29 protein-coding genes and 2 tRNA genes are annotated in these 26,161 nt (G+C 47.3%); 9 read left to right on the forward strand and 22 right to left on the reverse strand.

The window, feature by feature from the left end:
* The first annotated feature begins 490 nt into the window (after positions 1-490).
* Entirely contained in the window at positions 491-766 is a 276-nt protein-coding gene (locus ACWHX8_RS16355; protein WP_447969202.1) for a transposase, read from the forward strand.
* Between the two features lie 205 nt (positions 767-971).
* On the opposite strand, the gene ACWHX8_RS16360 is transcribed toward ACWHX8_RS16355, so the two are convergent.
* On the reverse strand, positions 972-1,355 hold the full coding sequence (locus tag ACWHX8_RS16360; protein WP_447969182.1) for a hypothetical protein: 384 nt from the start codon (positions 1,353-1,355) through the stop codon (positions 972-974).
* Between ACWHX8_RS16360 and ACWHX8_RS16365 the strand changes: the two genes are divergently transcribed.
* Both ACWHX8_RS16365 and ACWHX8_RS16370 read left to right on the forward strand, forming a co-directional pair.
* Positions 1,354-1,545 (forward strand): hypothetical protein, encoded by a 192-nt coding sequence (locus ACWHX8_RS16365; protein ID WP_447969203.1) that lies wholly within the window; start codon positions 1,354-1,356, stop codon positions 1,543-1,545. The two genes, ACWHX8_RS16360 and ACWHX8_RS16365, sit on opposite strands and share 2 nt — an antisense overlap.
* A 17-nt stretch (positions 1,546-1,562) precedes the next feature.
* Positions 1,563-1,694: a hypothetical protein gene (locus ACWHX8_RS16370; RefSeq protein WP_447969204.1), complete on the forward strand. Its 132-nt coding sequence runs from the start codon at positions 1,563-1,565 to the stop codon at positions 1,692-1,694.
* A gap of 397 nt (positions 1,695-2,091) precedes the next feature.
* On the opposite strand, the gene tatA is transcribed toward ACWHX8_RS16370, so the two are convergent.
* From tatA to ACWHX8_RS16395, 5 genes are all read right to left on the reverse strand, one after another.
* Positions 2,092-2,397, reverse strand: coding sequence for a twin-arginine translocase TatA/TatE family subunit (gene tatA / locus ACWHX8_RS16375; protein WP_447969205.1), 306 nt, complete (start codon positions 2,395-2,397; stop codon positions 2,092-2,094).
* An 83-nt stretch (positions 2,398-2,480) separates the two neighbouring features.
* Positions 2,481-2,723, reverse strand: coding sequence for a YtxH domain-containing protein (locus tag ACWHX8_RS16380; protein ID WP_447969206.1), 243 nt, complete (start codon positions 2,721-2,723; stop codon positions 2,481-2,483).
* A gap of 454 nt (positions 2,724-3,177) precedes the next feature.
* Positions 3,178-3,636 carry a hypothetical protein gene (locus ACWHX8_RS16385; RefSeq protein WP_447969207.1) on the reverse strand — a complete coding sequence of 153 codons (459 nt, stop codon included), beginning with the start codon at positions 3,634-3,636 and terminating at the stop codon, positions 3,178-3,180.
* 71 nt (positions 3,637-3,707) lie between these two features.
* A complete protein-coding gene (locus ACWHX8_RS16390) occupies positions 3,708-4,091 on the reverse strand; it encodes a hypothetical protein (RefSeq protein WP_447969208.1) in 384 nt (127 codons plus the stop codon).
* A gap of 25 nt (positions 4,092-4,116) precedes the next feature.
* Positions 4,117-4,899 carry a BON domain-containing protein gene (locus tag ACWHX8_RS16395; protein WP_447969209.1) on the reverse strand — a complete coding sequence of 261 codons (783 nt, stop codon included), beginning with the start codon at positions 4,897-4,899 and terminating at the stop codon, positions 4,117-4,119.
* A 288-nt stretch (positions 4,900-5,187) separates the two neighbouring features.
* On the opposite strand from ACWHX8_RS16395, the gene ACWHX8_RS16400 reads away from it, so the two are divergent.
* A complete protein-coding gene (locus ACWHX8_RS16400; protein WP_447969210.1) occupies positions 5,188-6,363 on the forward strand; it encodes a histidine kinase in 1,176 nt (391 codons plus the stop codon).
* Complete coding sequence (locus tag ACWHX8_RS16405) at positions 6,360-7,010, forward strand: response regulator (RefSeq protein WP_447969211.1); 651 nt, start codon at positions 6,360-6,362, stop codon at positions 7,008-7,010. The genes ACWHX8_RS16400 and ACWHX8_RS16405 overlap by 4 nt, the downstream gene beginning before the upstream one ends.
* A gap of 90 nt (positions 7,011-7,100) precedes the next feature.
* Here ACWHX8_RS16405 and ACWHX8_RS16410 read toward each other — a convergent pair whose 3' ends face one another.
* The 3 genes from ACWHX8_RS16410 to ACWHX8_RS16420 form a co-directional block, all read right to left on the reverse strand.
* Entirely contained in the window at positions 7,101-7,748 is a 648-nt protein-coding gene (locus tag ACWHX8_RS16410; RefSeq protein ID WP_447969212.1) for a response regulator, read from the reverse strand.
* Between the two features lie 418 nt (positions 7,749-8,166).
* Positions 8,167-8,242: transfer RNA gene (locus tag ACWHX8_RS16415), tRNA-Lys, on the reverse strand.
* A gap of 63 nt (positions 8,243-8,305) precedes the next feature.
* A complete protein-coding gene (locus ACWHX8_RS16420) occupies positions 8,306-9,625 on the reverse strand; it encodes an adenylosuccinate synthase (protein WP_447969213.1) in 1,320 nt (439 codons plus the stop codon).
* A gap of 222 nt (positions 9,626-9,847) precedes the next feature.
* Between ACWHX8_RS16420 and ACWHX8_RS16425 the strand changes: the two genes are divergently transcribed.
* Positions 9,848-9,923, forward strand: a tRNA-Ala gene (locus tag ACWHX8_RS16425).
* 102 nt (positions 9,924-10,025) lie between these two features.
* Complete coding sequence (locus ACWHX8_RS16430; RefSeq protein WP_447969214.1) at positions 10,026-11,882, forward strand: ABC-F family ATP-binding cassette domain-containing protein; 1,857 nt, start codon at positions 10,026-10,028, stop codon at positions 11,880-11,882.
* 100 nt (positions 11,883-11,982) lie between these two features.
* On the opposite strand, the gene ACWHX8_RS16435 is transcribed toward ACWHX8_RS16430, so the two are convergent.
* The 5 genes from ACWHX8_RS16435 to ACWHX8_RS16455 form a co-directional block, all read right to left on the reverse strand.
* Positions 11,983-12,165 carry a hypothetical protein gene (locus ACWHX8_RS16435; protein ID WP_447969215.1) on the reverse strand — a complete coding sequence of 61 codons (183 nt, stop codon included), beginning with the start codon at positions 12,163-12,165 and terminating at the stop codon, positions 11,983-11,985.
* A 78-nt stretch (positions 12,166-12,243) separates the two neighbouring features.
* The gene (locus ACWHX8_RS16440) at positions 12,244-12,408 is read right to left on the reverse strand and encodes a PIN domain-containing protein (protein WP_447969216.1); all 165 of its coding nucleotides are present in this window, start codon (positions 12,406-12,408) and stop codon (positions 12,244-12,246) included.
* The gene (locus tag ACWHX8_RS16445) at positions 12,395-12,640 is read right to left on the reverse strand and encodes a CopG family transcriptional regulator (RefSeq protein WP_447969217.1); all 246 of its coding nucleotides are present in this window, start codon (positions 12,638-12,640) and stop codon (positions 12,395-12,397) included. Before ACWHX8_RS16445 ends, ACWHX8_RS16440 begins: the two co-directional genes overlap by 14 nt.
* A 157-nt stretch (positions 12,641-12,797) precedes the next feature.
* The gene (locus tag ACWHX8_RS16450) at positions 12,798-14,135 is read right to left on the reverse strand and encodes a replication-associated recombination protein A (RefSeq protein ID WP_447969218.1); all 1,338 of its coding nucleotides are present in this window, start codon (positions 14,133-14,135) and stop codon (positions 12,798-12,800) included.
* A gap of 357 nt (positions 14,136-14,492) precedes the next feature.
* On the reverse strand, positions 14,493-15,215 hold the full coding sequence (locus ACWHX8_RS16455; RefSeq protein ID WP_447969219.1) for a PEP-CTERM sorting domain-containing protein: 723 nt from the start codon (positions 15,213-15,215) through the stop codon (positions 14,493-14,495).
* A 229-nt stretch (positions 15,216-15,444) separates the two neighbouring features.
* Here ACWHX8_RS16455 and ACWHX8_RS16460 point away from each other — a divergent pair, with 229 nt between their 5' ends.
* On the forward strand, positions 15,445-16,236 hold the full coding sequence (locus ACWHX8_RS16460; protein ID WP_447969220.1) for an alpha/beta fold hydrolase: 792 nt from the start codon (positions 15,445-15,447) through the stop codon (positions 16,234-16,236).
* Between the two features lie 324 nt (positions 16,237-16,560).
* Here the strand turns inward: ACWHX8_RS16460 and folE are convergent, their stop codons facing one another.
* The 7 genes from folE to ACWHX8_RS16495 all read right to left on the reverse strand — a co-directional run bounded on the left by folE (position 16,561) and on the right by ACWHX8_RS16495 (position 24,247).
* A complete protein-coding gene (gene folE, locus ACWHX8_RS16465; RefSeq protein ID WP_447969221.1) occupies positions 16,561-17,184 on the reverse strand; it encodes a GTP cyclohydrolase I FolE in 624 nt (207 codons plus the stop codon).
* A gap of 74 nt (positions 17,185-17,258) precedes the next feature.
* Entirely contained in the window at positions 17,259-17,660 is a 402-nt protein-coding gene (locus ACWHX8_RS16470; RefSeq protein ID WP_447969222.1) for a 6-carboxytetrahydropterin synthase, read from the reverse strand.
* A gap of 93 nt (positions 17,661-17,753) precedes the next feature.
* A complete protein-coding gene (locus tag ACWHX8_RS16475; RefSeq protein ID WP_447969223.1) occupies positions 17,754-18,098 on the reverse strand; it encodes a 2Fe-2S iron-sulfur cluster-binding protein in 345 nt (114 codons plus the stop codon).
* 15 nt (positions 18,099-18,113) lie between these two features.
* Positions 18,114-19,415: an NADH-quinone oxidoreductase subunit NuoF gene (gene nuoF / locus ACWHX8_RS16480; RefSeq protein WP_447969224.1), complete on the reverse strand. Its 1,302-nt coding sequence runs from the start codon at positions 19,413-19,415 to the stop codon at positions 18,114-18,116.
* 322 nt (positions 19,416-19,737) lie between these two features.
* On the reverse strand, positions 19,738-20,676 hold the full coding sequence (mdh, locus tag ACWHX8_RS16485) for a malate dehydrogenase (protein ID WP_447969225.1): 939 nt from the start codon (positions 20,674-20,676) through the stop codon (positions 19,738-19,740).
* A gap of 38 nt (positions 20,677-20,714) precedes the next feature.
* Complete coding sequence (locus tag ACWHX8_RS16490) at positions 20,715-21,134, reverse strand: hypothetical protein (protein ID WP_447969226.1); 420 nt, start codon at positions 21,132-21,134, stop codon at positions 20,715-20,717.
* A 17-nt stretch (positions 21,135-21,151) separates the two neighbouring features.
* Positions 21,152-24,247, reverse strand: coding sequence for a VWA domain-containing protein (locus ACWHX8_RS16495; protein ID WP_447969227.1), 3,096 nt, complete (start codon positions 24,245-24,247; stop codon positions 21,152-21,154).
* A gap of 219 nt (positions 24,248-24,466) precedes the next feature.
* Between ACWHX8_RS16495 and ACWHX8_RS16500 the strand changes: the two genes are divergently transcribed.
* The gene (locus tag ACWHX8_RS16500; RefSeq protein WP_447969228.1) at positions 24,467-25,630 is read left to right on the forward strand and encodes a M28 family peptidase; all 1,164 of its coding nucleotides are present in this window, start codon (positions 24,467-24,469) and stop codon (positions 25,628-25,630) included.
* A 35-nt stretch (positions 25,631-25,665) separates the two neighbouring features.
* On the opposite strand, the gene ACWHX8_RS16505 is transcribed toward ACWHX8_RS16500, so the two are convergent.
* Positions 25,666-25,962, reverse strand: coding sequence for a DUF167 domain-containing protein (locus ACWHX8_RS16505; RefSeq protein WP_447969229.1), 297 nt, complete (start codon positions 25,960-25,962; stop codon positions 25,666-25,668).
* Positions 25,963-26,161: the final 199 nt, after the last annotated feature.

Genomic DNA, 26,161 nt, shown 5'->3' on the forward strand with positions numbered 1-26,161 from the left:
AAGCAAGACCTGTCCCTCGAGTCATTCATATGAGCCATCACTTGTCTTTTACGGTCGGATTTCAGTTCTTCGTCATCTCCTACCTTCCCTATTGGTTCTTCCTCTCTGAGATCATAATTCAACACACGTCAACATTCATTAACAAGTTCATGTGATGCACCAGCGAATAACTTAGTTAGGATTAAGACTACCGGCTGCAGACAAAACGACAACTGGCAAAAACCCTAGTTTGGGAACGACTCGTGCCCAAATAGTTGTTCACCGTATTCCGCTACCAGTCACGTGTCTTTGTACTAACTTTCTTGCTTAAGAATTGAAGAACGGTTAGCTAAAACAACTAGAGCGTTGTTGGCAGAGGAAATGAAGAATGATCTACAAGACTGGCACTTTCGTTACGTCGTCGCGTGATGAATTTATACTGCACCCCCTTAAGACAGAGGGCTGGGGGGACTTAGTACAGTGTGGCTGATCAAGCAAGGAGGGATCAGCCATGAAGCGACGGAAGTGGGATGCCAAAATGAAAGCCGTGATAGTGTTGCAAGGACTCAAAGGGAAGTCCGTCGCCGCCTTGTGTACGGAATATCAGATCAGTCAAGCCCAGGATTACCAATGGCGGGACCAATTTCTGACGCATGTCAGTCAAGCCTTTGAAGTCCACCAGCAGAGCCAACGAGAGGCAAGGTTGCAGCAAGAGAATGCTCGCCTCCAACAGGTGGTGGGTAAACTCACTCTGGAGCTCAAAAAAAGCGACGCGGGGTGGGTATGACGCGGCGGCACCCGTCGCCTGCGGTCAGAGCGCGCAATACCACGTTGTGCAAGCGGATCGAAGCCCTGAAAGCGGCGCATCCCTTTTGGGGCTATCTCGCCGGGTCTGGGCCCATCTGCGTTTCACTGAGAGCTTGGTGGTGAACCGGAAACGGATCCTGCGGCTCATGCGATAGTTATACTGGCTGGTTCCCGCGAATCCTCGACTACGGGCGAGCCAGACGCCCACACGGAGTAAGCCGAAACCGCATCGGCCGAATCAGTGGTGGGGGATGGATATGACCAAGGTCTTGGTCTAGGCCGAGGGGTGGCTGTACATCGTCCTCGTGCTGGCTTGGTACACGAAAAAGATTGTGGGGTGGCAAGCCGGGAGGCGGTCCACGGTTCAGGACTGGCTCCACGCAATCGACCAAGGACTCCAGCAACAGTTTCCCAATGGGGGAAAGGAGCAGGGGCTGTATCTCATGAGCGACAATGGCTGTCAATCGATGGGGACGCTCTTTATGAAGACCTGTACGACGTTGGGTAGCACGCAGGTGTGTCCCAGTTATCACAAATCCCAAAGGGAACGCCGATACGGAGCGTCTCATGCGGACCCTAAAAGAAGAACTCATCTGGTTACGAGAGTGGTCGAGTCATCAAGAATTACGAGAGGCGTTAGCCCAGTGGGTCAAGCACGATAACGACCACTATCATCATTCAGCGTTGAGCTATAAATCGCCAGCGCAGTTCGAACAAGAATATCAATCCAGCCACCTGACTCAGTTCGTCGCCGCTTGATAAATGGGGAGCAGTACATGAAAGCCTTACTTTCAAAATCGTTTCTTGGCTTTTTAACGTTATTCCATTTCAGTGAGATTGTCGGTTCGACTCCCTGGGCCGGGTCACCGGAACTCGGAAAATCTTTACCAGCTAGAGCACTTCGTTGAAGCTTTTCAGTGGCATTTGCGGCACCTTTCTCAGTCGCTTTTTTTCTGATGCACAAAAGGAGCGATGGTTGAAGTATAAATCCTATACTTGCAACGAGACTAAACACGAATATTGGCGTAATTGTTGATTGAATTTTACGCATGGGACACTCTTTTTAATATGAAACATAATCAGTGCCTCTCAAGTGAAGGTATCCTTAACCACGATTCTTTGACCTTACATAAACTAGAGTTTCTATGTGCTTCGATCGTAAATACTCTTCGTATCCAATATTTGTTAATATAGGTTCGACTTGCCAATTTGGCCGTTCGATAAATTTAGTTTTGTTTCTTCTGGGCATTAGACAATCCCCCCCCTTTTGCCTCTCAAATACTCCCGGCAAACATATCGTGGTGATCAAGATTCAAATGTTTTCTGTGCCGACCGGAAATCTTCAGATTGATCGTCCTGGGGTTGTTCCTGTACAACGCCATGACCTGACAGGGTCTCTCGTTGCTCATTATCCTGTCTATTCAGCTTTTCCTGATCGTCCGAAGTAGGGGTTGAGACATCGAGATCATCAGTTTCATTGACCGATTTCTTAAAGCCTTTAATGGCCTTACCTAATCCTTCACCCAATTGAGGGATTTTTCCCGCTCCAAAGATAATCAATACAATTAGCAAAATTAGGAATAATTCCATCCATCCAAATGACCCAAACATAATTACTCTCTTTCTTGATATCTGATGCCACAACTAACATTGAGATGATCTCGGGTAAATCTTCCGCTGATTGCTTTATGAGCTCAGTTCACGTTGCGCTCTCCAACTATTTTTTTTCCTCTCTTCATCAGATCACTTACAGACCCTTTAGTATCATCGACCCATTCTTCTCCTTGATCGTTTGCATCATCAATCATATGCTTAATTTTTCTCCGTGTTCGTGTTCCTGACTGTGGAGCATACAGCAAGCCCGAACTTAACCCCAGTACCAATCCCGTTAAGAAAGACATACTTGCAAAGAGCATGCAGCGACTCTCGGATTCCATATTTCACCTCTTTTTCTTAATTATATAATTCTCAGCATATTACTGTCGTTATGTCACTGTGGCAGTGGCAACATTTATCCCATGTGTGCGTCCCATACGGTCTCGACGCCAGATTAAGATCTTCCCACGCATCATCTCCTGCTTCCTTCAATTGTCGGAATTTTTCTTGGCCACTTCATGTTTCTGTTGCAGGGAATCAATTTTCTGGTTTATTTGCATATTGGTTTCTGCTTAAGCACTTTCTGTTTTCGTTTTTAATTCATCGAGTTTGACATTCCATTCTTTCAATTTACCTTCCATTTATCGCTGATACGCTTCTCTAGAGCTCATCATGATATTCTCCTTTCTACGCACTGAGACTAAATCCATGAATCATTAACCAATCTAATCGTCCTGCCTAGACCAGCTCATAATTTCACGGATACCCTCAACGTTTTTCATGTCACTAGCGTGATTAACTTTTTGAATAACGAGCAAGTGCGGTATCATACGATTTATCTAATTCTACCAAGGTTTGATCGATGCCAGTCTTCAGATCTTCTACTGCCTCTCCGCTGGTAGATTTCAGCTCTTCCATTTGCCGTAGCAGATCTTGTTTTTTCTTCTCCATCGCATCGAGTATTTCGTGTACTTCAGCGTTAGCTTCTTCGCCAGCCCGCTTGGCGTGATTACTGAGTTCCACATGCTTTTGATCAAGGGAGTTAATTTTCATTTCTATCGATTTTCTATACTCATCGAACTTGTTCTCGGCAAAGCTTTTAGTGACCTCGATCGCTTCTTTCACGGTCTTTTCCACATCTTTCGCTGAAACTTGTGGTTCTTGTTGAGTCTGCGTATGTGAATTATCACAACCCGAAAAGGCAGCGGCCATAGCTAACACAAGAACACTGAAATGGCTAGGCGACGTTTTCATAGTCCTACCTCCAAGATGCTTGCATTTTCACAGTTGATGCGATTTTGAATCACTCCATACCCATCTCTCGATTATTTATCATCATTTTTTTCTGAGAACTTTTCCGATGCACTATCGAAGGCAATCTTGAAGTCGTCCCAGGCACTCTCTATACCAGACTTGAGATCATCCCAGGCCATTTGCCCACCCGACTTGATGTCGTCCCAAGCTCCATCACTAACCTCCATCAATTGTTCATATTTTTTCCGGCTTTCCTCCAACTTTTCGTACGCACTCGCGATTCGGTTCTCAAGGTCTTTAAGCTTCTCGAGGTATTCGATCTTGGCCGATCGTTCTAACCCTTCAGCTTTGACCTTCAGATGTTCCAATTTCGTAGAATACGCCTCTAGTTGAGCCGCCCACTCTTGGATGGTTTGATCAATCTTTTCCTGATATGTTTCTTTCAAATTATTCATGAGTGAAGTGTCCTTTTAGTTACGATCAAGAATTTTCTGTGGAGTTAGTAGAAAAGGCTTTAAGCGATTTAGGCACGACTTTTCCGACCTTGACTTCCTTCACACCGTGAATGTTCTCGATATCGATAATCAACACGTCTCTATGAGCCAAATGGTCGACTGAACCTTGGAGCGAGACAATCCCGTCGTTTACTTCTGTTTTCAACTCGTCGATATCGAGTATAGGAGACCACATTAAGTAGAGTATGACATCGTTATAGATCTCTTTATCCGTTCGCTCTGAGTCGACAACCTGTATCAAATTTTCAACTTCTTTTACGCCGCTGACTGATTGCGCGACTCGAAACGCTTTCCTTTTGTCCTTCAACTGCAACACGGTTCCTTCGAGTGTCACAGTGCCATTTGTAGCCCGCACCGTGATGTTATCATTGTCAGATATCATCGCACTTTCCAATAAACGTTCAATGCGATTTCGTGTTTGACGATCCTGCCCCACTTTACGTTCAATCTCGATTGCATTGTTTACCGACTGGACCCCAATGAGTGACCCACCGATAGTAGTGGCGAGAGCCCTTTCTTCTAACGTCTCTACAGTTCCAAATAATTTGGCGTGGCCATTCTCGACCTTTACACCGATGTGCTTTGCATTGATCCGAGCGTCCATTTGTAACCGTCGTTCGATTGCTCCTTCGGTTTGCCCATCAGTTCCGTGTCCTGCTTCAACGCTATAGCCCACTAAAGCGAACATCATCGTGAACAACAAAAACATCAATAAAGGTTTTTTGAACCCTGGAAAGACCGTCGTCATTGGATCCTCCTTTTCTTTTTTATGTCACTTCAGAACTACCTCACCATGCTTCATAGCGTGGTGGACGTCTCAGAACCTATCTCATTACTTAGATCGACCGATTCGTAGAGCAGCCTCTAGATTATGTTTCATTGCGTTCTTAGATGAATGGCTATATGATTTCTTTACATCCTTTATAAGATTTTAATTGACGTACATACGTGTCTGAACTGGACAAAACCCTAGTCATCAAGAAGAGCCATCCCAATCACAGAAGACTCACATCAACAACTTGTTACGCAATCCACGATGAAAAAATTAGAAGATCAGGGGGGAGACATGGTTGCCTTTGTCGATCCTCGCACGAAACAAATCATTGAATGCAATGAAATTCTAGCCGACGTTCTGGGCTATAAGAAGACTACCCTGATCGGGCGTTCGGTTGCGGATCTTCACCATGAATCCTGTCGTGGCTCCGTCAAAAAAGTTTATAATTCTTTCCTAAACTCAAAAAGAGTTCCTGAGGCCGACCTTCAACTCAAAAAAAAGCGGGGTGGAACTCTTCCGGTTAGTCTGCGACTTTCGGGTTCAGAAGATGAGATGGGTGAGGTTAGATGTACACGGTTTTCGTGGCACAACATTACGATTCAGAAGAAAATCCAAGATTCGTTAGTGCAGGAAAAACAACTCCTTAAAAAACACTTAGGATCTCGCACAACCGATCTTCGACATGTCAAGAAAAAAGTTCACAAAGAAGAACAAAAGCGCAAAACAGCAGAAGCGAAGACAGCTACGGCCAACATGTTTTTACGCCGACAAAGAAATCAATTACAACAGCTAGCCGGACAGTTAATTTCGATTCAAGAAAATGAACGACGACGTCTTGCACGTGACTTGCATGACGACACATGTCAGAAACTCGGCATGTTGGCCTTTCAGGTCGAATCCTTCGAACAAAATTTACCGACCTCGCCGAGGGCGATTCAATCGGAACTCCAGAGCCTCCATGCAAAGATTACAGCTCTTGCCAACGACATTCGTTCTCTGTCCCATCAGCTGCATCCCGCAATTTTAGATTACCTTGGTTTGGTCAAGGCTCTTGAGGCCTTTCTCCAGGATTTTGTTCAGCGGGAAAGCCTTCGAACCGAGTTGAATCATAAGAATATTCCCAACAACCTTCCTCCGAACATTACCAATTGCTTGTATCGAGTGACTCAAGAAAGTCTTGGAAATAGTGTGAAACATGGCAAAGCGACAAAGGTTGTCATATCTTTGGAAGGTTTTTCAAAAAGCCTTCGGCTTTCCATTCAAGATAATGGAGTTGGGTTGACTAAAAGCCAGATGGTAAGCTTTAAGCAGGGCCTGGGATTTATCAGCATGCAGGAACGTCTGCGGTTGGTCAAAGGGAAATTGACAGTCCACACCAAACCCAAACTTGGGATGAAATTGGTCGTGAGCATTCCTTACACCAAAAGTCATATATGACTCGACCTCGAATACTCTTGGCTGATGACCACACGCTCATTGCCGAAGGCGTGTCGAAATTAATTGAATCCGAATTCGATCTTATTGGGATCATTCAGGACGGCCAGACGTTGATTCGAGAAATCCGAACGCTAGCGCCCGATGTTTTGTTGTTAGACATTTCTCTTCCCTCATTGAATGGCTTTGACGCGGCTCAACGAATCAAAACAATCTTGCCGTCGCTAAGAATAATCTTCCTCACCATGCATACTGACCCGTCATTTGTGAATGATGCAACTGCGGTAGGGGCTTCTGGCTACGTTGTCAAACAATCAGCCGCCAGCGAATTGATTTTGGCCATTCGAGAAGTACTTGACGGTCGTACCTATTATTCTCCTTCCATTGCCGATGATTCTAGTAAGCAGTCGCTTTCATCCACCATCTCTGAACGTCGTCACTCATCTGACCTTGAACAACTCACCCCACGACAGCGCGAAATCTTACAGCTTGTCGCCGAAGGCCGTTCAAATAAAGAAATTGCGGCAACGTTATCCCTTTCACTTAAAACAGTTGAATTTCATAAACATCGTATGATGCGAAGGCTCAACCTTCATACGACGGCAGAGTTGACTAAATTGGCCATCACGCATCGTATCGTCCCAACCTAGGTTGGATTCCTCGACTCATCTTGCATATTCTGGAATCTTACGGACCAGGCACTGGCGAAATCTCTTTGGCGTAGCGGAGAACATTTCATTTTATAGTTTGGTTATCCCTTTGCGAACTGCATACTTCGTCAGTTCGGCCGAAGTCTTCAAGCCCAAAGCCTGCATGATGCTCGTCTTATGAAACGCCACCGTACTGAGGGATATGTTGAGTCTCTGAGCAATATGTTTAGACGATTGCCCCTGGGCGATGAGTTGCAAGACGGCTTCCTGTCGTTTTGTCAATCGCCCTGAGAGTTCATCCGAAGGCATTCCTTCAATTTGAATGGAAAGTTTTTCGCGAATGTCTCCCCCTATCTGAGATGAGAGAAACCATTCGTGCCGTAGAACGGTTTGAATGGCATAGATTAGCTCGGAGGCCGCACTATGCTTAAGAACATACCCTGAAGCGCCTACTTGAAAGGCTTCCATGATGATGGTGGGCTCTGTGTGCATCGTGACAAAGATGATCCTGACTCCAGGCAAAGTTGTTTTGATTTGGGCTGCGGCCTCAAATCCATTGACGCGCGACATCGAAATATCAAGCAAGACAATGTCCGGATGAAGTTGTCGAGCAGCTGGAACGACTTCACTTCCGTCATGAACTTCCCCAACTATCTGATAGTCATTTTTTAAGAGTTCGCGAAGACCTTGGAGAGCCAGCGTATGGTCGTCCGCCATTAAAATCTTGGTGTTTCGCATGACTTAATTTTATAATCAATAACCCTGTTACGACTCTAAACTAGCGTGAAGAAGTCCCTTTCACAAGCTGAAATTTTACTCCTCATATCTCATGCTATCGTTATCATGATCTCGTTAAAACTGGAGATAACCCTTGATAAATGAAGTAGTCGGGCAAAAACCAATTCTGTGATTTTGGTGATGTGAACTCCTACCTCTACGAGTTATACAGCTGAACTATCCAGTCATTCATGGTCTCACAGTTGTTTATGAGACAAATAGGTTTAGGATGATAGCGCGCTAACAGTCACGGAGGGAAAGAATGGGAATAGAAGCTCGGGAAGGTGGTGGCAAAACTGGCGGCCTCATCTCTTTTGGCCAATGATTTGGTCTATGAAAGATCGACAAAAGCAGTCGGATTATCTAAGTCCTTGAAAACTGGTGAGCCGCGAGCGGCTCGAACGCTCGACCCTCGCCTTAAAAGGGCGATGCTCTACCAACTGAGCTAGCGGCTCACCTGAGGCGATGCTAAACAACCGGCTTGCACGTTGTCAAACAATATCTCTACGACGTGAGTATCAACGGCGAGACTTTGACGTTTTCTTTTTGGCAACCAACGGATTCTTTAAAAGAATCGTATGTTCTCGTTTCGAGCCCGTGGAAATCATGTCAATTGGACATCCGGTCAGTTCTTCGATTCTGGCTAAATACCGTTTCGCTTGCGTCGGCAACGCTTTGTAAGAAACGATGCCCGTGGTATCGGAACTCCACCCGGGATACCGTTCATAGACCGGCGTGCAGTTGGTTAAGATATCAAGGTCTTCCGGCATTTCTTTGTACAACTTGCCGTTATACCGGTAGCCATTACAAATCTTTAATTCTTCAAATCCATCCAACACATCGAGTTTGGTCACGGCTAACGAAGTCAGCCCATTGACACGCACCGCATGCCGAAGCAACAACGCATCAAACCACCCGCATCGGCGGGCCCGACCCGTTGTTGCGCCAAATTCCTGACCTCTGGCTTTTAGGCTTTCACCCACATCATCCGTTAATTCGGATGGAAAGGGTCCGCCCCCCACTCTCGTGGTATAGGCTTTGGTCACACCGAGCACCGCATCAATTTTCGTTGGCCCGACTCCAGTCCCGGTACAGGCACCTCCAGCGCAGGAACTGGATGAAGTCACATACGGATAGGTTCCGAAGTCGACATCTAAATGTGTGCCTTGCGCCCCCTCAAAGAGTATCGGCTGAGCCTGCTTGATCGACTTATCCAAGAGCAGTGAGACATCGGCGATGTACCCCTGCAACCGTTGAGCATATCCCATATATTGCTCATAGATTTTGTCGACATGAAAACCATTGGTCTTGTGGATGTGACGTAACAAACTATTGATCTCAACCAAATTATCTTCTAATTTCCGTTTAAATCCTGTTGGATTTAATAAATCGCCAACCCGCATGCCGATTCGAGCCATCTTGTCCACATAAGCCGGACCAATGCCTCGTCCTGTCGTTCCGATACGACGTGCTCCCTTGGCTTCTTCCGCTGCCCGGTCAATCGCCTTATGATACGGCATAATTAAATGCGCACGATGGCTAATGACGAGATTTCGCCCAACCTTGACCCCTTTTGCAATCAATCCATCAAGCTCCTCAATAAATCCGCCTGGGTCGATCGCGACGCCATTTCCCAACACACAAAGTTTCCCGCGATATAAGATACCTGAGGGAACAAGGTGGAAAATAAACGTCCCTCGATTTGTAATAACTGTATGCCCAGCATTGGACCCTCCCTGAAACCGGACGATGACTTTCGCTTCTTTTGCAAGCAAATCAACAATTTTGCCTTTTCCTTCATCGCCCCACTGAGAGCCTACTACAATTAGATTCGCCATAGATCCATCCTACCGTTGATGTCCGATGCAAAAAACCCAAACAAAAAAGCTCTGACAAACGACTTGCCAGAGCTACCAGTGTCATCGTAGGTCGCACGGTAAACTTTGTCAATATCGCTATACATTATTACCATGTATGTTTTTTATGTTGTGTTGTCGAGACGTACGCACGTCTTTACCTTGACCGGTATAATATCCCATGTTAGCATCATCCTTGCGAGTGGGGCTGTGGCGCAGTTGGGAGCGCGCGTGAATGGCATTCACGAGGTCGCCGGTTCAATCCCGGCCAGCTCCACCAATATTTCTTCAGTAAAAAACCCTTCAGCACGCTTTACCTTCTCTTTTTTTACATTCGGACGGACGCTGAGACCGCCGTATTACAGGAAAAATGCGTTAAATCATGTTTCATATCGAAAACCTCACCAAGGAATATCCAACGAAAACCTTATTCGATCAGGCCTCTGCTCATCTGCGTCCTGATACCCGCGTGGGAATCGTTGGCCCAAACGGCACCGGGAAAACCACGTTGCTTCGTATCATTCATGGCACCGACGAACCTGACGAAGGCAGAGTCCGGAAACGTCCGCATCTCAAGATAGGCTATCTCCCCCAGGAACTCGAAACCCTTCCCGGTCGAACCATTATTGAAGCCACCCATCGGAATGAATATCCGGAACATGAGGCGAAACGAATCCTGTCCGGCCTGGGAATGGGTGAAGGTGACTGGGAAAGGAGCATGCATACATTGTCTGGCGGATATCGTATGCGCGTGGCCCTGGCTCACCTCCTGCTTTCAGAACCGGATGTCCTTATGTTGGACGAACCAACGAACCACCTCGATCAAGCCACGCAATCTTGGCTTGAGAACTTCTTATTGTCCGCCAGAATGACACTAGTCATAATCAGTCATGATACCGCGTTCTTAGATCGTATGGTAACGCACGTGTGGGAATTACGGAATTACACCATCCAAGAATATCGGGGCAACTACACGAGTTTTCAAAAGTTGCGCGCAGAACGAGATGTGCAAGAAGCATCAGCCGCGAATCGGCAAGCCAAGGAAGTCGCACGCGTTCAGACCTTCGTCGACCGGTTTCGCTACCAAGCCAACAAAGCCAGTCAAGTTCAATCTCGGATTAAACAACTTGAAAAAGTCAAACTCATCGAACGCAAGCGTGATGGAAAACGCATTCGCTTCAAATTCCCAGAGCCGAGTCCCAGCGGAAAACAGGTGATAGAGTTACAAAATATTCACAAAGCGTACGGAGAAAAAGTTATTTATGAAGGGATTGATTTTGCAGTTGCAAGAGGGCAAAAGGTTGCACTGGTTGGCGAAAACGGTGCAGGAAAATCCACGCTCTTGAAAGTACTCGCCGGGGTGTTGGAATTCGAACAAGGCTCTCGGACCTTGGGTCACGAAGTCACGGTACATTATTTTGCACAACATCAAGCCGAAATCCTGAATCCCGAGCATTCCATTCTTGACTCCCTTGAAGAAGCGGCTCCACGCGCTGAAAGAAATTTCTTGCGCAGTATCGCTGGCGTCTTTTTATTTTCAGGGGATGATCAAAAAAAGCCGATTAAAGCCCTCAGCGGCGGCGAACGCAATCGCGTCGCATTAGCACGCATGCTGATCGAACCCGCCAACACGCTCCTCTTAGACGAACCCACAAATCATTTGGATCCGACTTCAGTCGACGTCCTAACCGATGCGCTCACCACATTTCCGGGAACGATCGTGTTTATTTCACATGATCCGGTCTTCCTTTCCCGTGCCGCGACCCGCGTGGTGGAAATCGATGAAGGAAAAGCCCGTGACTACATTGGTGACTATGAGTATTACCTCTGGAAACGTGCACAGGAATGGGAATCAATCAAACAGTCGACGAAAAACATCGACTCCGCAAAACCCACCAAACAGCATAAGCAACACAAACAACCCAAAGCGCAAGCCACCACGACTCCACCGGCTCCCCTTCCTCCACAAGGACCTTCGCGACGAGAACTCTCCAAGACCATCGCCCGGCTTGAGAAGCAAGTCCGTAAGGCTGAAGAGGAGATTACCACACGCGAGGAACGTATCGCCCAGCGAGACAAAGAACTCGCCGACCCTGCTACCTACCAAGATTATAGCCGCTGGAATACGCTGCACCAGGAACGAGATACATGGGGAAGAGACCTAGAAAAACTTACCAATCGGTGGTCAGACCTCTCAACGCAATTAGAAACTGCGAGAAGTCAAATTGAAAAGCTATAAATTTCACACATTCACGACTCTCTCCGTAACTGCTCTTACCATACTCATTTGTATTTCAACACAACTTCAGAAATACTTCTTTGAGAAAAGGACTTCAGCCTCAATTCGTAAAGGGATTAACAATAGTCACCAGTCCTACCTGTTGCCCATTCGAGAGATCTTCAGAATATAGAGTCGTGACCCCACTTCGACAGGCCGCTTCAAGAATGATGGAATCCCAAAAAGACAACCTGAACTTGGCCTGCAAATCAATGGCACCAAGCACGGAATGTTCATCAATCACAACCACCTCCCACACGCAAAGGTCTTCAAGGATGGTGCGGGCTTTCCGTCTATCAATTGGTATGGGAATTTGGGGGGTCTAACTGACGAATAATTCTTGAAGGACTTGAGTACTGATTACTCCAGTTTCCGTCTCCCACAGCTTTCGAATTTCTTCTCTTGCGACATCATGTTTTCGCTCAGCCGTCTTGTCATGAGCATACACCAACACATTCGTATCCACAAAAACTTTAGGGACGGTCATGCAGGTCCTCTCGAGTATAGGAGAAACGTCCCTTTGTTCCTAAATTCAATCCCCTATTAAGCAGCGCGAGATGCCGCTGCTTGGCCTTTTCATAGCCTGTTTGTTGCTCAACCTTCCCTCGTAACACTTCTCTCATCAATTCGCTCAAAGACTTCTCTTCCTGTGCTGCCACAATTTTGGCTTTCTTTAAAAGGGTTTTGGGAAGAGAAAGGGTAACATTTTGATGCTCCATCACAGCCTCCTGAAAAACAATCATTCACGTAATTACGTGCAACTCAAACTCCCCCCAAAATGACAAGATTGATATTTGCAAGTTGGGGAAATCGAACGAAAGATCCACGAGGGCAGAAGGGCTGAACCATCAGAAGGGACAAATTGAATTCTTTGAATTACCAGGATGCCTCATCATCTTCTTCATTTGTTAACTTTTCTGTATCGTGAATAGCCCTGTAATACTTTCGACCTTGCAGCTCTTTTGGTAAATGACTTTGTTCCGCCTTCGCTTTGGGATCGTCATGAGCGTATCGATACCCTTTGCCATAGCCCAGCCCCTTCATCAACGACGTTGCGGCATTTCGAAGATGCAGTGGGACGGGAAGATTGCCAAACTCCTTGGCGTCTTGCAAGGCTTCTTTTAACCCGACATACGACGCATTACTCTTTGCACTGCATGCTAAATAGGTTGTGCCCTGAGCAAGGTTAATGTGCACTTCTGGCGGGCCAATCACTTCAGCCGCTTTAAACACCGCAGACGCGATCAGCAAGGCCTGAGGATTGGCATTTCCCACATCTTCCGATGCAAAAATGAGTTGACGGCGGGCAATAAACTTTGGATCTTCTCCTCCCTCCAACATTCGTGCGAGCCAATATAAGGCTCCATCTGGATCAGAATCCCGCAAACTTTTAATGTAGGCTGAAATAAGATTGAAATGCTCTTCACCATCTCGATCGTAGCGCAGCACTTTTTTTTGCAGCGCAGCCTGTACGGCTTCCACTCCAATTGCGGCAGGAACATCTTCCGAAGGCTTGGATTGATTAGCAATAAACTCTACAGCCGTCAGCATTGATCGGGCATCCCCGTTTCCATATCGAATAAGCGTTGAGCGAGCTTCCGCCGTAAGCGAAAGACGTGCCGCGCCAACACCATGCTGAGTATCCGTTAGCGCACGATCCAAGATCTGCCCCATGGCCTCTTCGGACAGTTGCTGCAACGTGACAACGAGTGAACGCGACAGCAGAGGAGCAATGACTTCGAACGAGGGATTCTGTGTGGTGGCGCCAATGAGTGTAATATCACCACGTTCGACATGGGGAAGAAACGCATCTTGCTGAGCTTTATTAAATCGATGGATTTCATCGACAAAGAGTACGGTTTTCTGTCCAGAGACCGTGCGTCGCTGCTGGGCTGTTTTTAGAATGGTGCGCAATTCTGGAACACCACTCAATACTGCCGAAAATGGCACAAACTGTCCTTGAACGTGACGAGCAATCAACCCTGCCAACGTGGTCTTCCCCGAACCGGGAGGCCCCCAGATGATGAGCGACGGGAGCCGATCATGCTCAATCGCACGCCGTAATGACGTCTCGGCACCAATGACCTCGTCTTGTCCGACAAACTCCGAGAAGTCTCGAGGTCGCATTCGATCAGCCAAGGGAGCTGTGACCAGATTCGCTTTATTTTCTGTTGGGAAAAGGGTCGACTGTTCGGATGAAGTAGACATCGTCATCACTCAGATCATTCATCACACTCACACACGAATTCTTCAGCCTGTCACATGCATAGAATAGATGAGTTTTACAGATAAGGACAACCTGTTCGCCTTCTCTCGTATCAGTCATCGCAAAGGTGTTAATTTGTAGCCTATCAAAACAAGGCGGGATCGCTCCATAAGACTGACCCAAAACACTTGAGCTGTGCAGGCTATAGCCGTTTCAAATAACTTCCGCTCGTTGAAACATGATACCGCGCGAAGTTCGTGATATTCTCCTGCTTGGAACGTATTTGGATTCGCTATATTCAAAAAAAAAGAGTCTTCGCTCAAATGTGAGCGAAGACTCTTTTTGAAAACTTTGACGTTGCTGGACTAGAAGGAACGCCGTAACCGCCATCCAATCATTCCAACAAGGCCAGTCCCAAGCAAGAGGACCGTCGAAGGCTCAGGGACCGTATTCGGAGGACCGAGACTCGTTGAAATAGTGCCCGAAAAAATCGAGCCGTCGGCCCGAGCCGAAAGCGCACCATTTGAACCATTAGCGATCCCGGTAGGATCGATCACAAAATCAACGGTAGAACCGATCAAGAGAGATTGGGTGAAGGTCTGTTGCACACCCACGCCATCCATATTTGCGATAAACTGCGAAAACACCTCTGCACCATCAACAAGGATGCGGCCGGTGATGCCGCCCCCATTGGGGTTCAGAATATTTTGTTTGCGAAGATCAAATGCAATATCAACATTTCCACTCACGGGACTCACAAATCTGCGGACTGCCAAAATGACGGCATTCTGAGCATCAGGCCCCAAGCCAACTGGATGACCACCAAGTGGATTCAACGTCAAAAATTCATTGTTATTGGATCCAACCTGTGCGGCTGAAGCCGCCCATCTATTGGGTCCAGAAAGAAACGTATCGAATTGTTCAAAGCTGCCGCCCGCAGTCTGATTGGTAAATCCATAGAACCACCCATTCTGCCCCTGACTGCCGGAGAAGTCCGTGACAGAATCAGCAATCGTGACGGCAAATGCTGAAGTGCTCCAACAGACGATCAACCACAGACAGAATATTCCAACCCCTCGACATTTCATTGCCTACCCCTCCCTTAAAGATTCGTGACGCTCGAATGAGACTTCCAGATGCACCCCTAACAGGCCTTAATGTAAGTGGATAAGATCACATGAAATGAAGGATAGTATGTGTTCATGATACAAAAGAAACATGGTAAGACAAGTCCATCACAAAAGATGAAACGCGGGGATGTTCCCGCTATTCTTACTGTAACGAGCACAGGACAACAAGCGTCAGGAGGGAAAAGACATGAGGGCACACATCAATGGGGTTAATATTGCTTACACGGATATAGGAAAGGGTCACCCACTGGTCTTCATCCACGCCTTTCCATTATCGCAACGGATGTGGAACCCACAAACTGAGGCTCTCTCAGAACACTATCGAGTCATTACCCTTGACCTCCGGGGACATGGAGAATCCGATGCATTGCTCTGGAATTTCACGCTGGAAGACTATGCAAAGGATGTCCATGACCTGTTGCAACACTTGAATATTCAACAGGCCACATTCATCGGACTTTCGATGGGTGGCTACACACTCTTTGCGTTCTATCGATTATTTCCCGACATGGTACAGGCACTGGTTCTGGCCGATACCCGCGCACAAGCTGATAGTGAAGAAGGAAAGGCAGGACGGCAAGCCATGGCCCAAACAGCTTACAAAGAAGGACCAACCGCGATTGCGGATATGATGATTCCAAAGCTACTAGCCCCAACCACCTTGGGACAACGACACGATCTCGTCGAACACGTCAGATCAATGATTCTTACGAATCAATCATCTGGGATCATTGTAGACCTGATGTCCATGGCTGACCGATCAGACTCGACGCCTCATTTATCGGAAATTTCCTGCCCGACTCTCGTCATCGTCGGCGAAGAAGATGTTGCAACCCCACCATCCGAATCCCACTATATGGCAGAGCGTATCCCTCAGGCCAGGCTCGTCACCATTCCCAACGCAGGCCATTTGACAAATCTTGAACAGCCCGACGCCTTTAATCAGGCACTGACGACATTTCTTGCTGAAGCTCCCTAGAGCATACGATACAGTTGTGAGAAGAAAGAAAAAACGGTTGGAGAGAAGTGAAAGGGTAAGGCCAGTCTGAGCATTACCCTATAGGGTTGTACCAAAACATTGGGAAGCCAAAATTTAAAATCTTCGCATCCCAATGGTGTTTTGTAGAACTACACCACAAAACCTAAATAACACCGATTTAAAAAAACCCGGTATTAGACCAGCGCCTCCTGCGCAACAGTCCCATCCGTGGAATATGAAAATACCCAATTAATGAGCCGATCATACTCTCTTCCTTGAAAGAGGTCAATCAGTCTCCACATTTTAATTGAATATTGGTTATTTTTATCGAATCAGCTTGAGAAACTCTTCCCGTGTTTGTTGCTGCTTCCTGAAAACACCTTGCATTTCACTTGTTACGGCAATGGTGTTTTGCTTTTCTACCCCACGCATGCTCATACACAAATGCCGAGCTTCAATCACCACCCCGACGCCATGGGGATTAAGTTTTTCCTGAAGCGTCTTGGCAATCTGTACGGTAAGACGTTCTTGCACTTGAAGCCGACGGCTGAAGGCATCGACTAGACGAGGAATTTTACTGAGTCCCACCACATGCTTACGCGGGATATACCCGACATGACACTTTCCAAAAAAGGGCAACATATGGTGTTCGCATAAGCTATAAAAATCAATGTCCTTCACGATCACCATTTCGTCGTAGTCAATCGGAAACAATGCCCCGTTGAGAAGGGCATCAATATCCTGATGATACCCTTTCGTTAAAAACGTGAGAGCCTTGGCCACCCGCTTGGGAGTATCGTGCAGCCCATGACGTGCAGGGTCTTCGCCAAGCTGTGTCAGCAGCGTGTGTACCGTTGATTCGAGATGAGATTGTTGCGCCTCATTTTCTTGAGGAACAGTGACAACTCTAGTTTTTCGCGAACTCGCGCCAATGCGTTTTTTTGCCATAGACTTGAGTTAATCCTTTCTCGTCCAGCCAATGATCATAGATTCGAACACCGTGTGAAGAACAAAATGGCCACTCAATCACCAATATACTCAAAATAATTATCGCGAGTTTCAATCACGCCAATTTTCTGTAACCGACCATCTGGAATTTCTTTCACCAGTATGTCCCAAATAAGTTTGGCAAGGTTCTCACCTGTCGTCACCACATCCTGAAAGGCTGGATCAAAATTTAAATGCTGATGATCAAACCGGTCAACAATGCGGGTGTGAACGAGTTGATTGAGGGCTTCGCGGTCAAAAGAAGACTCTTCCTCATCACACACCGTCACAAAAACCGTATAGTTATGACCATGCCCATGAAGATTATTGCATTTCCCAAAAATCTTCTGATTCACTTCCACACTGAGTTGTTCAGTATGCAAGCGGTGTGCGGCAGAAAAGTGGAAGGCTTGAGTGATTGTCACCTTTGGTGCCATGTCGTCGCGTTACCCTACCCAAGAACGATATCAATTGAAATGGTTCACAGGCGAGAGAGGGAGGTCGTTGAATAGTGCCTGAAAAGACGTTGCTTATGATGCATTCTCACTAGAATCTTGATCGCTCGACGTGGTGTCTCCCCATTTTTGCTCCGGGACTTGGACGATCACATCACCTAAAATACGAGCCTGACATCCCAAGCGATGATACGATTCGGTGAGCGCCTCGCGGTCTAACAGGTCTTGCTCTTCAAAATCAATTTCCGAAAGATTCTCTTCGCCCATTGCGACATCAACCCGACACGTCGTACAGGAAGCATTGCCGCCACAATCATGCGTGAGAGGAAAGCCAAGCACATCGGCAGCTTCCAATAACGTCAGATTCTCAGGAACGTCCCCGCTCTTTCCTTCGGGATGTATAAACGTCACACGAGGCATCGCTATCACACAGAGTCAATGAGTCGTTGTCGTCTGCCGGTCAAAAGGACAACGTTGAAGTTTAATATGTTCTTCGTATTCTTGCTTAAACATTCGCAGGCTATTTTGCACCAGAACTGATGCGCCCGTCACTAAAGTACAAAACCCCGTTCCTTTGACAAACCCACAAATTTGCAAGAGCTGATCAAGATCTTTTTGTATACCGTCGCCCCGTTCAATCTTTTCAACCAACTTAGCCAGTTCTCCTGTTCCAATTCGACACGGCGGACATTGGCCACAACTTTCAACTTCAAAAAATTTCGAGAGCTTCAGAGTCTGAGCAACCATACAGGTTGCATCATCTACGACAATAACTCCTGCAGATCCTAACCCTGTCCCGGCCTTTTTCAGCGAATCAAAATCCATAGGTAAATCAAGTTGGTCAGGACCAATCATAGAAAAAGATGGTCCGCCAGGGAAGACGGCCTTCAGTCCCCGTCCGTTTGGAATTCCCCCACCACATTCTTCGATGAGGTAGCGAATAGGGGTACCCATTGGAAGCTCATACACACCGGGCCGATTCACCGCCCCGCTGAGTGAAAATAGCATCGTTCCTGGACTTTTTTCGGTTCCTACCTGCATAAACCATCCGGCGCCATTACGCAGAATAGCGGGAATATTTGATAACGTCTCCACGTTATTCACCAATGTCGGCTTTCCATAGAGTCCAAATTCCGTTGGATAGAACGGAGGTTTCTGTTTTGGTTGTGCAGGCCGACCTTGCATCGATTCCAACATGGCCGTTTCTTCACCCGCCACATAACTTCCATGCCCATCGAATATTTCAAGATCGAGATCTAAGGACGTTCCTAGAATATTTTTCCCAATCAACCCCTTAGAGCGAGCTTCATCAATAGCTCTCTCGAAATTTGCACGCTCTTCTTCAAATTCAGCATTCAAATAAATAAACGCTTTTTTGGCGCGCACAGTAAACGCTCCGATAAGACAGCCTTCAAGCAATTGATGGGGATGATGCTTAAGAAGATAACGATCCTTAAAGGTTCCAGGCTCATGTTCACCCGCATTGCACACAAAATACCGTTCTTTCTCTCGGTGATTGTACACCTTCTCCCATTTAATCCCCGTCGGAAACCCTGCTCCACCGCGACCGCGAAGATGAGCATGCTTAAGAACAGCAATGACTGACTCGCGATCCTCTTTCAAGACACACGTTTTCCAAGCCTCATATCCACCACGGCGAACATACGGCTCAACTTTCCAAGGCTCGTCTTCCACTCCAACAAGTACCCGAGGGGCAATGGTTTGTTGTTCAGTCATCTTGTTCCAATTTCAGCTATGCATTTTGAGTGGGTGGCTACAACTCAACAACTATACGGTGCATTCTCTAAATCAGTCAAGCACGTAGCACGACAAAACTATTGTATAGTCAATGTGTTAGGGCTAGAGAACTACATCAATGAGTCTTCTGAGAGATTTTTCCACTGCACGAGAAATACTGCTCATTTTAATAAGGAAATTCGGTATACCTGAATCGGCCAAGAGGCCTAGAGACGAACTGGCTAGCGCCACACTCACGGGCAGACGGAAGGATTCAGGCAGACACAGTGAATAAGGAAATATCTGAAGAGTATGCAGTGACTTACTTCAATAATTGATCGACTTTTTGACACAAATCTTGAACGGCCTTACCCGATACTTTCAGAGCTGCATCCTCTTCAGGCGTCAGTTGATATTCAATAATTTCCTCTACTCCGCCGCCGCCTAATTTCACGGGCACCCCCATGAATACTCCCTGAAATCCATATTCGCCTTCACACAGTGTCGCACAGGGGAGAATTTTCTTTTGATCCCGCACAATGGCTTCGACCATTTCAACCGCAGACGCTGCAGGCGCATAGTACGCACTTCCTGTCTTGAGCAAATTGACGATTTCTGCTCCACCCTGCCGTGTCCGCTTGACCAATGCCTCAAGCCGATCCCGTGACATCCACTCATCAAGCGGACGCCCCGCGACCGTGGTATAGCGAATCAACGGCACCATCGCATCACCATGCCCTCCCAACACCATAGCTTGGACATTATCAACGGAGACACATAATTCTTCAGCAATAAAGGTTCGAAAGCGAGCAGAGTCCAACACGCCAGCCATACCCAGGACTCGCTGTTTCGGAAACTGACTCGCTCGATACGCTACATAGGTCATCGCATCGAGTGGATTGGCCACAATAATAATAATGGCATCAGGGGAACGCTGAACAATTTCCTTCACCACAGAAGAGACAATTTTTGTGTTCGTCTCAATGAGCGCATCACGACTCATGCCGGGTTTGCGTGCAATACCCGACGTAATGACCACCACAGAAGAACCTGCAGTCTCATCATAGTGATTCGCACCGACCATCTTGGAATCATAGCCGCACACGGGACCAGCCTCAGCTAAGTCCAACGCCTTGCCTTGTGGCATACCATCCACAATGTCCACGAGCACAACGTCATACCAGTTTTTTTCGGCGAGTCGCTGAGCAATCGACCCTCCAACATTCCCTGCTCCCACTACCGTGATTTTGAGTCTTCTCATGATTCTACCTTCATTGCATTGCGAAATTATTCGAAAGTTTATTCATGATCATCATTATGATCAGTCCAGCCATCGACTTTAAAATTAATCGTACAGACAAAATTATCGCCTTGATAAAAATTAATTTTTATTTTCTTTTTTCCATACTCTCGGGCAAGAAAGGCTTCTGGACCATCCACAAGCTCTTGATAGGTTCCCGGCTCATAACTGCCTAATTCAATAAAACTGACGATCATTCCGGTTTTGACTTCCTGCAGAACCTTCACCCAGCAATCAGGGTAAATCTCCCAAAACTTTTCATCAATTTCTGGACGGGTCGGCTCTCGTGATTCTTCGCCGGGCTTCCGGTCTTTTCGTCCAAACTTCGCTTGACGACGTACGTACGGATATTGATGGCCCGTGAATAATTTATATAACCAAGGCGGTACTTGTCGATCTGAAGATTGTTGTTCACTCATAGAAACCACTAGACCCCTTATGTTGTGAGCCGTTGATAAATACCTGGAAGTCGCGTCGGCAATTCGCCCACATCATCTATCACGACAAACCCGACATCTCCGTACATGCGTGCAAGATAGTCTCCCGCCTCTTGATCGACAGTAATACAAAATGGATGAATACCTTTCATGCGTGTTTCTCGCAACGCCATTTTTGTGTCTTCCAATGAATATTCATCGCCATAACCATCATCAAGTGGCTTCCCATCACTCAGAAGCACTAATAACCGAGTACGGGCCGGCTGTTGCAGCAAACGACGAACGGCATGACGAATCGCCGCTCCGTCGCGATTTTGTTTCATCGGTGCGATGGCCCCAATACGTAACGCCGTGCGACTCAGCGAGTTGTCGTCAAAGTCCTTGAGCACGGTCATCTCCACCTGTCCTCGCCCTTGTCCCGAATATCCATACAACGCATAGTCATCACCAATGGCTCCCAATGCTTCAGACAAGAGAATCAGTCCTTCTTTTTCAATATCAATGACGCGTCGAGATCCGGACCCGATTTGCCGCCCAGTTGATCCACTCATATCGATCAGAAAGGCCACAGCCACTTGACGATCATGACGTTCACGACGAAGATAGACGCGATCAGACGGTTCGCGTCCCACTCGCTTGTCGACCATACGCGTCACAACCGCATCAATATCAATATCGTCTCCTACATCTTGGCGACCAAGACGACGAAGTGCCGTCGGACGAATCGTTTCAAAGTATCGACGTAACAACCGAATCTCCTGAGCATAGACGGCCAGCGTGTTGTCGACAAATTCCGAACGACCTTCTTCACCAACGCGTTCAATTACTCGGCACCAGCGAGGGCGATAATCGTGCAACGTGCCATCCCACTCGTCATAAAAAATTTCCTGCGCTCCCCCTTGCGTCGCGTGCTGAAGAGGCCGCTTCCCCCTGTCCACTTCAAGCCATTGCTCAAGCGGGGATTGTCCATACTCCTGCTGAGTCTTTCCGGCTTCCCCTTGTTCCATATCTTTCCGGGAGGCTTGGTCAGTCGGATGTTCCTGCTGTGATGAACGACCATCATCTAATGCTGCGGCTTTCTTCTCAAGCGTGTCGTCTGCCAATGACGATCCACCAGAATCTTCATCACCCTGCCCTTGAACCAAGTCTGGATCCATCGCACCTCGGTAGGTCAGATTGGTAATAGGGCGATACTCATCGGATGTCTCTTCAGCCGCGCGCGGTCCCGCACCAATATCTGAAGACTCGTCTTCATCGACTTCTCGCAGTTGATTTTTGTCAGACGGGCTCAACTGAGCAACCATTTCATCTAAAATCTGATAGAGTCGGTCGGCCAGAACAATGACGTCTTCAGCCGTTGCATCTGGACGCAATATGGTCTGAGCCAACTCCCATGTTCTGGCGACAACATGTTGGAGGTCTTGCTGTTCGCCAATCCCTGATGGTTCTCCGGCAAATTTCAACAGCAACGCATCAAGCACAATTTCACGAACCGTCATGCCATGCAAAAATGATCGAGTGTTCACCGCCTCTTTCGTGAGTAATCTCAGATCATGTTGTAAGCCGGGATATTCTTGCTGTAATAAAAATTCTATCCGTGCATCTTCTAAAATCTCCCACAAATCCTGAATGACTCCACGTTGAGGATAGATGGCAAATAGTTCACCGAGGGTCTTGGGCTTGGGTGCTTGATCAAGTTCTGTTTTTGGGGCATAGCGCATCCACACAGCACGAGCAAGGTCACGCAGTCGATCGAATGCCACGCGATAGGTCCCAAACTCTAAATGCCCTGCCTCATGCGCCGTCATAACCGTATACAGTCGAATATTGTGTTCACGCGACGACTTCTCACGAATCAGAGCGGGAAGAAAAATAGTTTGTCCATCAGGACTCACGTGTGCTCGACAATGCTTTACTTCGGCACTTGATGTCGTCGTGGGAAGCAAGGAATCAGACAACGCCTCAATCGAAATAGTCGTTCCGCACATACCTTGCGCAAATAACTTGAGCGTACGTGCGACTTGACGAAGCGGCACTCCCTGCATCGACTGCTCAACCGCCGCTAGGGCATTTTTGGTTTCAAGGGAAAAGTACGCGCGGGCTGCTTCCGCGCTATATTCTAAGACCTCCATCCCGCTGCGATACCATTCTTCGAATGCACCAATTGCGTCGTCAGACTCTCCCGTCAAGCGAAGCACTTCGGAGGCGCGATTGACATAGGCCATTGTCGCTTCAGCGTCTCGGTCAGCAAGCAGGAGTCCATACTTTAACACACGCAGTTTCCAGTCAGTCGATGGGAAGCACCCCAGGACACGAGGGCAATCTGCTAAGAACGAAATAGCGAAAGACGGAGACTGCTCCGCAAGAGCGGTTCCCAACTTGATCACCCAACTCCTCACTTCATCCTCTGGAATGGCACTGAAAATGGCAGGACTCGACCTGAAATACTCGATGGTGCCGACATAGTCGGTCTTCCCCAACGAATTGTCTGTCACCAGCTTCATCCCAAACCCAATCCAATCTCTCACTACATCTTGAGAGATGACCTGGGCGATCGACGGACTTTCATGAAAGAATTCATTTCCCAATACATAATCCCACTGCGCCAACTCCATGCCAATCTCCGCCCAAGCTTGAAGTTGCGTCATGGGAATTTCGAGTAAGAGTTCAGGAGCCTTTTTAAAAAATTCCAACGCACAGTTCGGAGCAACATCTGACGAGCCATCCGCCAACTCAAGCGTCAATTGCAAAATAGCCGCACGTGACTCTGGCGTCTCAAGCACCCCAAGGATTAACGGACTTTCCTTAAAGTATCGAAGCCCCAGTGCTCCTTTGGACTGCGTCAGGCTTATGCCAAGGTCGAGCCAGGGAATTACCGTTTCAAGCCCGCAACGACGGCGAAACTCCGCCAAGGTCCAGACGGCTTCGCTGGCAATTTTCGATGAGGCCTCCTGAAGTTCTTCACAAAGTTCCCAAACGGTGTCGTCAACTCCAAGACGAACAAGATCGTCTCGAAGACTGCTAGCCGTCGCTTGATCGTGTCGATCTAAGAGCAGGGTCAGTAATGGGGAGCTTGAAGGAGAAGGTGTGCTCATGGATGATGTGTACACAGTGACAAAATTGGCAGATTATAAAAATGGGAGTTTCTCTTGCAAACGGAGCCATTTCATCGCTCTGAGACCTTAACATCATCGGATAAGAATTTCCCACCCTGGCGAATGTATGATCTAGCGAATGAGCAGAGTCGCTTTGTACAATACTGGCTCTTCTCACAGATCCAATAACCGCAACGCTATTTAACAAAATTGGTAGACATGTCGGCTATTGATCCCACGTCACTCACTCTCACCTCCGACCTTGCTCACCGCCTGCAGGGTCATGTGGCGTATCTTGCCAGCCAAGAGCTTGCGGGAAGAAAGCCAGGCACTCCAGGGCATGAAGCGGCGGCTCACTATATTGTAAACAGATTTCAGGAAGCCGAACTCGAACTGCTCCCTTCCTTACAGGGATACCGACAACATCTCTTACCTGAGATTGGGGACAATCTTATCGGTATTCGTCGAGCTCATTCATCAGCCGCAACAAATCGCTGGCTCCTCCTTGGAGCACACTACGATCACCTGGGAAAGTCAGGAAGACATATCTACAGAGGGGCAGACGATAACGCTGCAGCTGTGGCGATTCTCCTAGAAATCGCCAAAACGTTGCCATCGCTCACACGGTACTCCGTTGTATTCGTTGCCTTTACTGCAGAAGAACCCCCATATGCTCTGATGGGTTCACAACACTTTGTCGATCATCTTCCCAGTGAAATAGGAAGTTCGAAAAACCTACAGACCGTGATGATTCTTGAGCTCATGGGAGGAGTTCATTGGGAACCACTCAGGCAGGTTATCTTTGCAGCAGGGGCCGAACAGAGCCCTGAACTTTATCGGCATATCAAGCACCAGAGACGTTACAGTTTGAACAATCAAGAACTGCTCATCAAACCATTGGGAATGCATGTGATCGAAGAAATTCCTATCTTAGGTCGAACACCATTCAGTGATTATCATGCCTTTCGAAATGCATCCGTTCCGTTTCTGTTTCTCTCTGCCGGGCGAACCCCTCGCTACCATCAGCCGACGGACCTCCCCGATACTCTTCATTACGAACGCATGGCATTAACCACTCGGTGGCTCATCGATCTCTTTCATCAGTTGAATGAAGATCGTGAACCCTATGCGTTTCTGCCAAACACCATTGACTTTGCTGAGGAAATTAAGACGCTTCAACCACTTATCACCCATGCTGCAAGTCGAAATACCTGTATTCCCAACACGTCGTTGGCTTCACTCCTGAAATTGAAAGCCGATGAAAAATGGCTCTCGAAACTTCGTACAGATCACATATCTCATCGTGACATTAAACGATTAGAACGAGCCTCTCTCCGTATGCAGGGCCTCTTGGCGAATTTCCCTGCCGCGTTTCTCCTTTAAGCCAAGAGGCGTGACGTAGCTCTCTTATACAATCCTCAACGTGCAAAACCCAGCGTCACATGCCTTACCGATAGCCCCTTCAACAGCACACGCTTGTGACGACCTTTACTCCCACCCACAATGACCACTGAACGTTTAGCTAGACCAAAATGTTTGGCCAGAAATCGACAAAGGGCGTCATTCGCTTCACCATCAACCGGTGGAGCCATCACGCGAAATTTCAAGGCCGTGTCCCGGTACAGGCCGATATATTCTGTTTTCGCTGCACGGGGTTGAACGTGGACAGCCAAGATTACACCATCAGATGTTTCCTCAATACAGGCATCAAACATACAAATATTTCATAAAGAATGTGAAAATGAATACTTTTTCACCCATAATTTCCGGATGAACAATATCAAACAAACAATAAAAACCTACAGAAACATAAAATATAAATTCATATTTTTCAATTACTTACAGAATTTTTTCCGGATTGACTTTTCAAGAGCAAAAGGTTGACAGCATGAAAATGAACGAGTACAATTAGTT

Source organism: Nitrospira sp. M1 (genome assembly GCF_965152605.1).

What these genes read in the sequence shown, in the direction of transcription:
- tatA (WP_447969205.1), bottom strand. Translation starts at nt 2,397, where the DNA reads ATGTTTGGGTCATTTGGATGGATGGAATTATTCCTAATTTTGCTAATT.
- ACWHX8_RS16380 (WP_447969206.1), bottom strand. Translation starts at nt 2,723, where the DNA reads ATGGAATCCGAGAGTCGCTGCATGCTCTTTGCAAGTATGTCTTTCTTA.
- ACWHX8_RS16390 (WP_447969208.1), bottom strand. Translation starts at nt 4,091, where the DNA reads ATGAATAATTTGAAAGAAACATATCAGGAAAAGATTGATCAAACCATC.
- ACWHX8_RS16495 (WP_447969227.1), bottom strand. Translation starts at nt 24,247, where the DNA reads ATGAGCACACCTTCTCCTTCAAGCTCCCCATTACTGACCCTGCTCTTA.
- ACWHX8_RS16395 (WP_447969209.1), bottom strand. Translation starts at nt 4,899, where the DNA reads ATGACGACGGTCTTTCCAGGGTTCAAAAAACCTTTATTGATGTTTTTG.
- ACWHX8_RS16470 (WP_447969222.1), bottom strand. Translation starts at nt 17,660, where the DNA reads ATGGCACCAAAGGTGACAATCACTCAAGCCTTCCACTTTTCTGCCGCA.
- ACWHX8_RS16450 (WP_447969218.1), bottom strand. Translation starts at nt 14,135, where the DNA reads ATGACGATGTCTACTTCATCCGAACAGTCGACCCTTTTCCCAACAGAA.
- ACWHX8_RS16360 (WP_447969182.1), bottom strand. Translation starts at nt 1,355, where the DNA reads ATGAGACGCTCCGTATCGGCGTTCCCTTTGGGATTTGTGATAACTGGG.
- ACWHX8_RS16365 (WP_447969203.1), top strand. Translation starts at nt 1,354, where the DNA reads ATGCGGACCCTAAAAGAAGAACTCATCTGGTTACGAGAGTGGTCGAGT.
- ACWHX8_RS16500 (WP_447969228.1), top strand. Translation starts at nt 24,467, where the DNA reads ATGTCGGCTATTGATCCCACGTCACTCACTCTCACCTCCGACCTTGCT.
- ACWHX8_RS16460 (WP_447969220.1), top strand. Translation starts at nt 15,445, where the DNA reads ATGAGGGCACACATCAATGGGGTTAATATTGCTTACACGGATATAGGA.
- folE (WP_447969221.1), bottom strand. Translation starts at nt 17,184, where the DNA reads ATGGCAAAAAAACGCATTGGCGCGAGTTCGCGAAAAACTAGAGTTGTC.
- ACWHX8_RS16430 (WP_447969214.1), top strand. Translation starts at nt 10,026, where the DNA reads ATGTTTCATATCGAAAACCTCACCAAGGAATATCCAACGAAAACCTTA.
- ACWHX8_RS16420 (WP_447969213.1), bottom strand. Translation starts at nt 9,625, where the DNA reads ATGGCGAATCTAATTGTAGTAGGCTCTCAGTGGGGCGATGAAGGAAAA.
- ACWHX8_RS16455 (WP_447969219.1), bottom strand. Translation starts at nt 15,215, where the DNA reads ATGAAATGTCGAGGGGTTGGAATATTCTGTCTGTGGTTGATCGTCTGT.
- ACWHX8_RS16475 (WP_447969223.1), bottom strand. Translation starts at nt 18,098, where the DNA reads ATGCCTCGTGTGACGTTTATACATCCCGAAGGAAAGAGCGGGGACGTT.
- ACWHX8_RS16410 (WP_447969212.1), bottom strand. Translation starts at nt 7,748, where the DNA reads ATGCGAAACACCAAGATTTTAATGGCGGACGACCATACGCTGGCTCTC.
- ACWHX8_RS16445 (WP_447969217.1), bottom strand. Translation starts at nt 12,640, where the DNA reads ATGGAGCATCAAAATGTTACCCTTTCTCTTCCCAAAACCCTTTTAAAG.
- ACWHX8_RS16440 (WP_447969216.1), bottom strand. Translation starts at nt 12,408, where the DNA reads ATGACCGTCCCTAAAGTTTTTGTGGATACGAATGTGTTGGTGTATGCT.
- ACWHX8_RS16385 (WP_447969207.1), bottom strand. Translation starts at nt 3,636, where the DNA reads ATGAAAACGTCGCCTAGCCATTTCAGTGTTCTTGTGTTAGCTATGGCC.
- nuoF (WP_447969224.1), bottom strand. Translation starts at nt 19,415, where the DNA reads ATGACTGAACAACAAACCATTGCCCCTCGGGTACTTGTTGGAGTGGAA.
- ACWHX8_RS16405 (WP_447969211.1), top strand. Translation starts at nt 6,360, where the DNA reads ATGACTCGACCTCGAATACTCTTGGCTGATGACCACACGCTCATTGCC.
- mdh (WP_447969225.1), bottom strand. Translation starts at nt 20,676, where the DNA reads ATGAGAAGACTCAAAATCACGGTAGTGGGAGCAGGGAATGTTGGAGGG.
- ACWHX8_RS16490 (WP_447969226.1), bottom strand. Translation starts at nt 21,134, where the DNA reads ATGAGTGAACAACAATCTTCAGATCGACAAGTACCGCCTTGGTTATAT.
- ACWHX8_RS16505 (WP_447969229.1), bottom strand. Translation starts at nt 25,962, where the DNA reads ATGTTTGATGCCTGTATTGAGGAAACATCTGATGGTGTAATCTTGGCT.
- ACWHX8_RS16370 (WP_447969204.1), top strand. Translation starts at nt 1,563, where the DNA reads ATGAAAGCCTTACTTTCAAAATCGTTTCTTGGCTTTTTAACGTTATTC.
- ACWHX8_RS16400 (WP_447969210.1), top strand. Translation starts at nt 5,188, where the DNA reads ATGAAAAAATTAGAAGATCAGGGGGGAGACATGGTTGCCTTTGTCGAT.
- ACWHX8_RS16355 (WP_447969202.1), top strand. Translation starts at nt 491, where the DNA reads ATGAAGCGACGGAAGTGGGATGCCAAAATGAAAGCCGTGATAGTGTTG.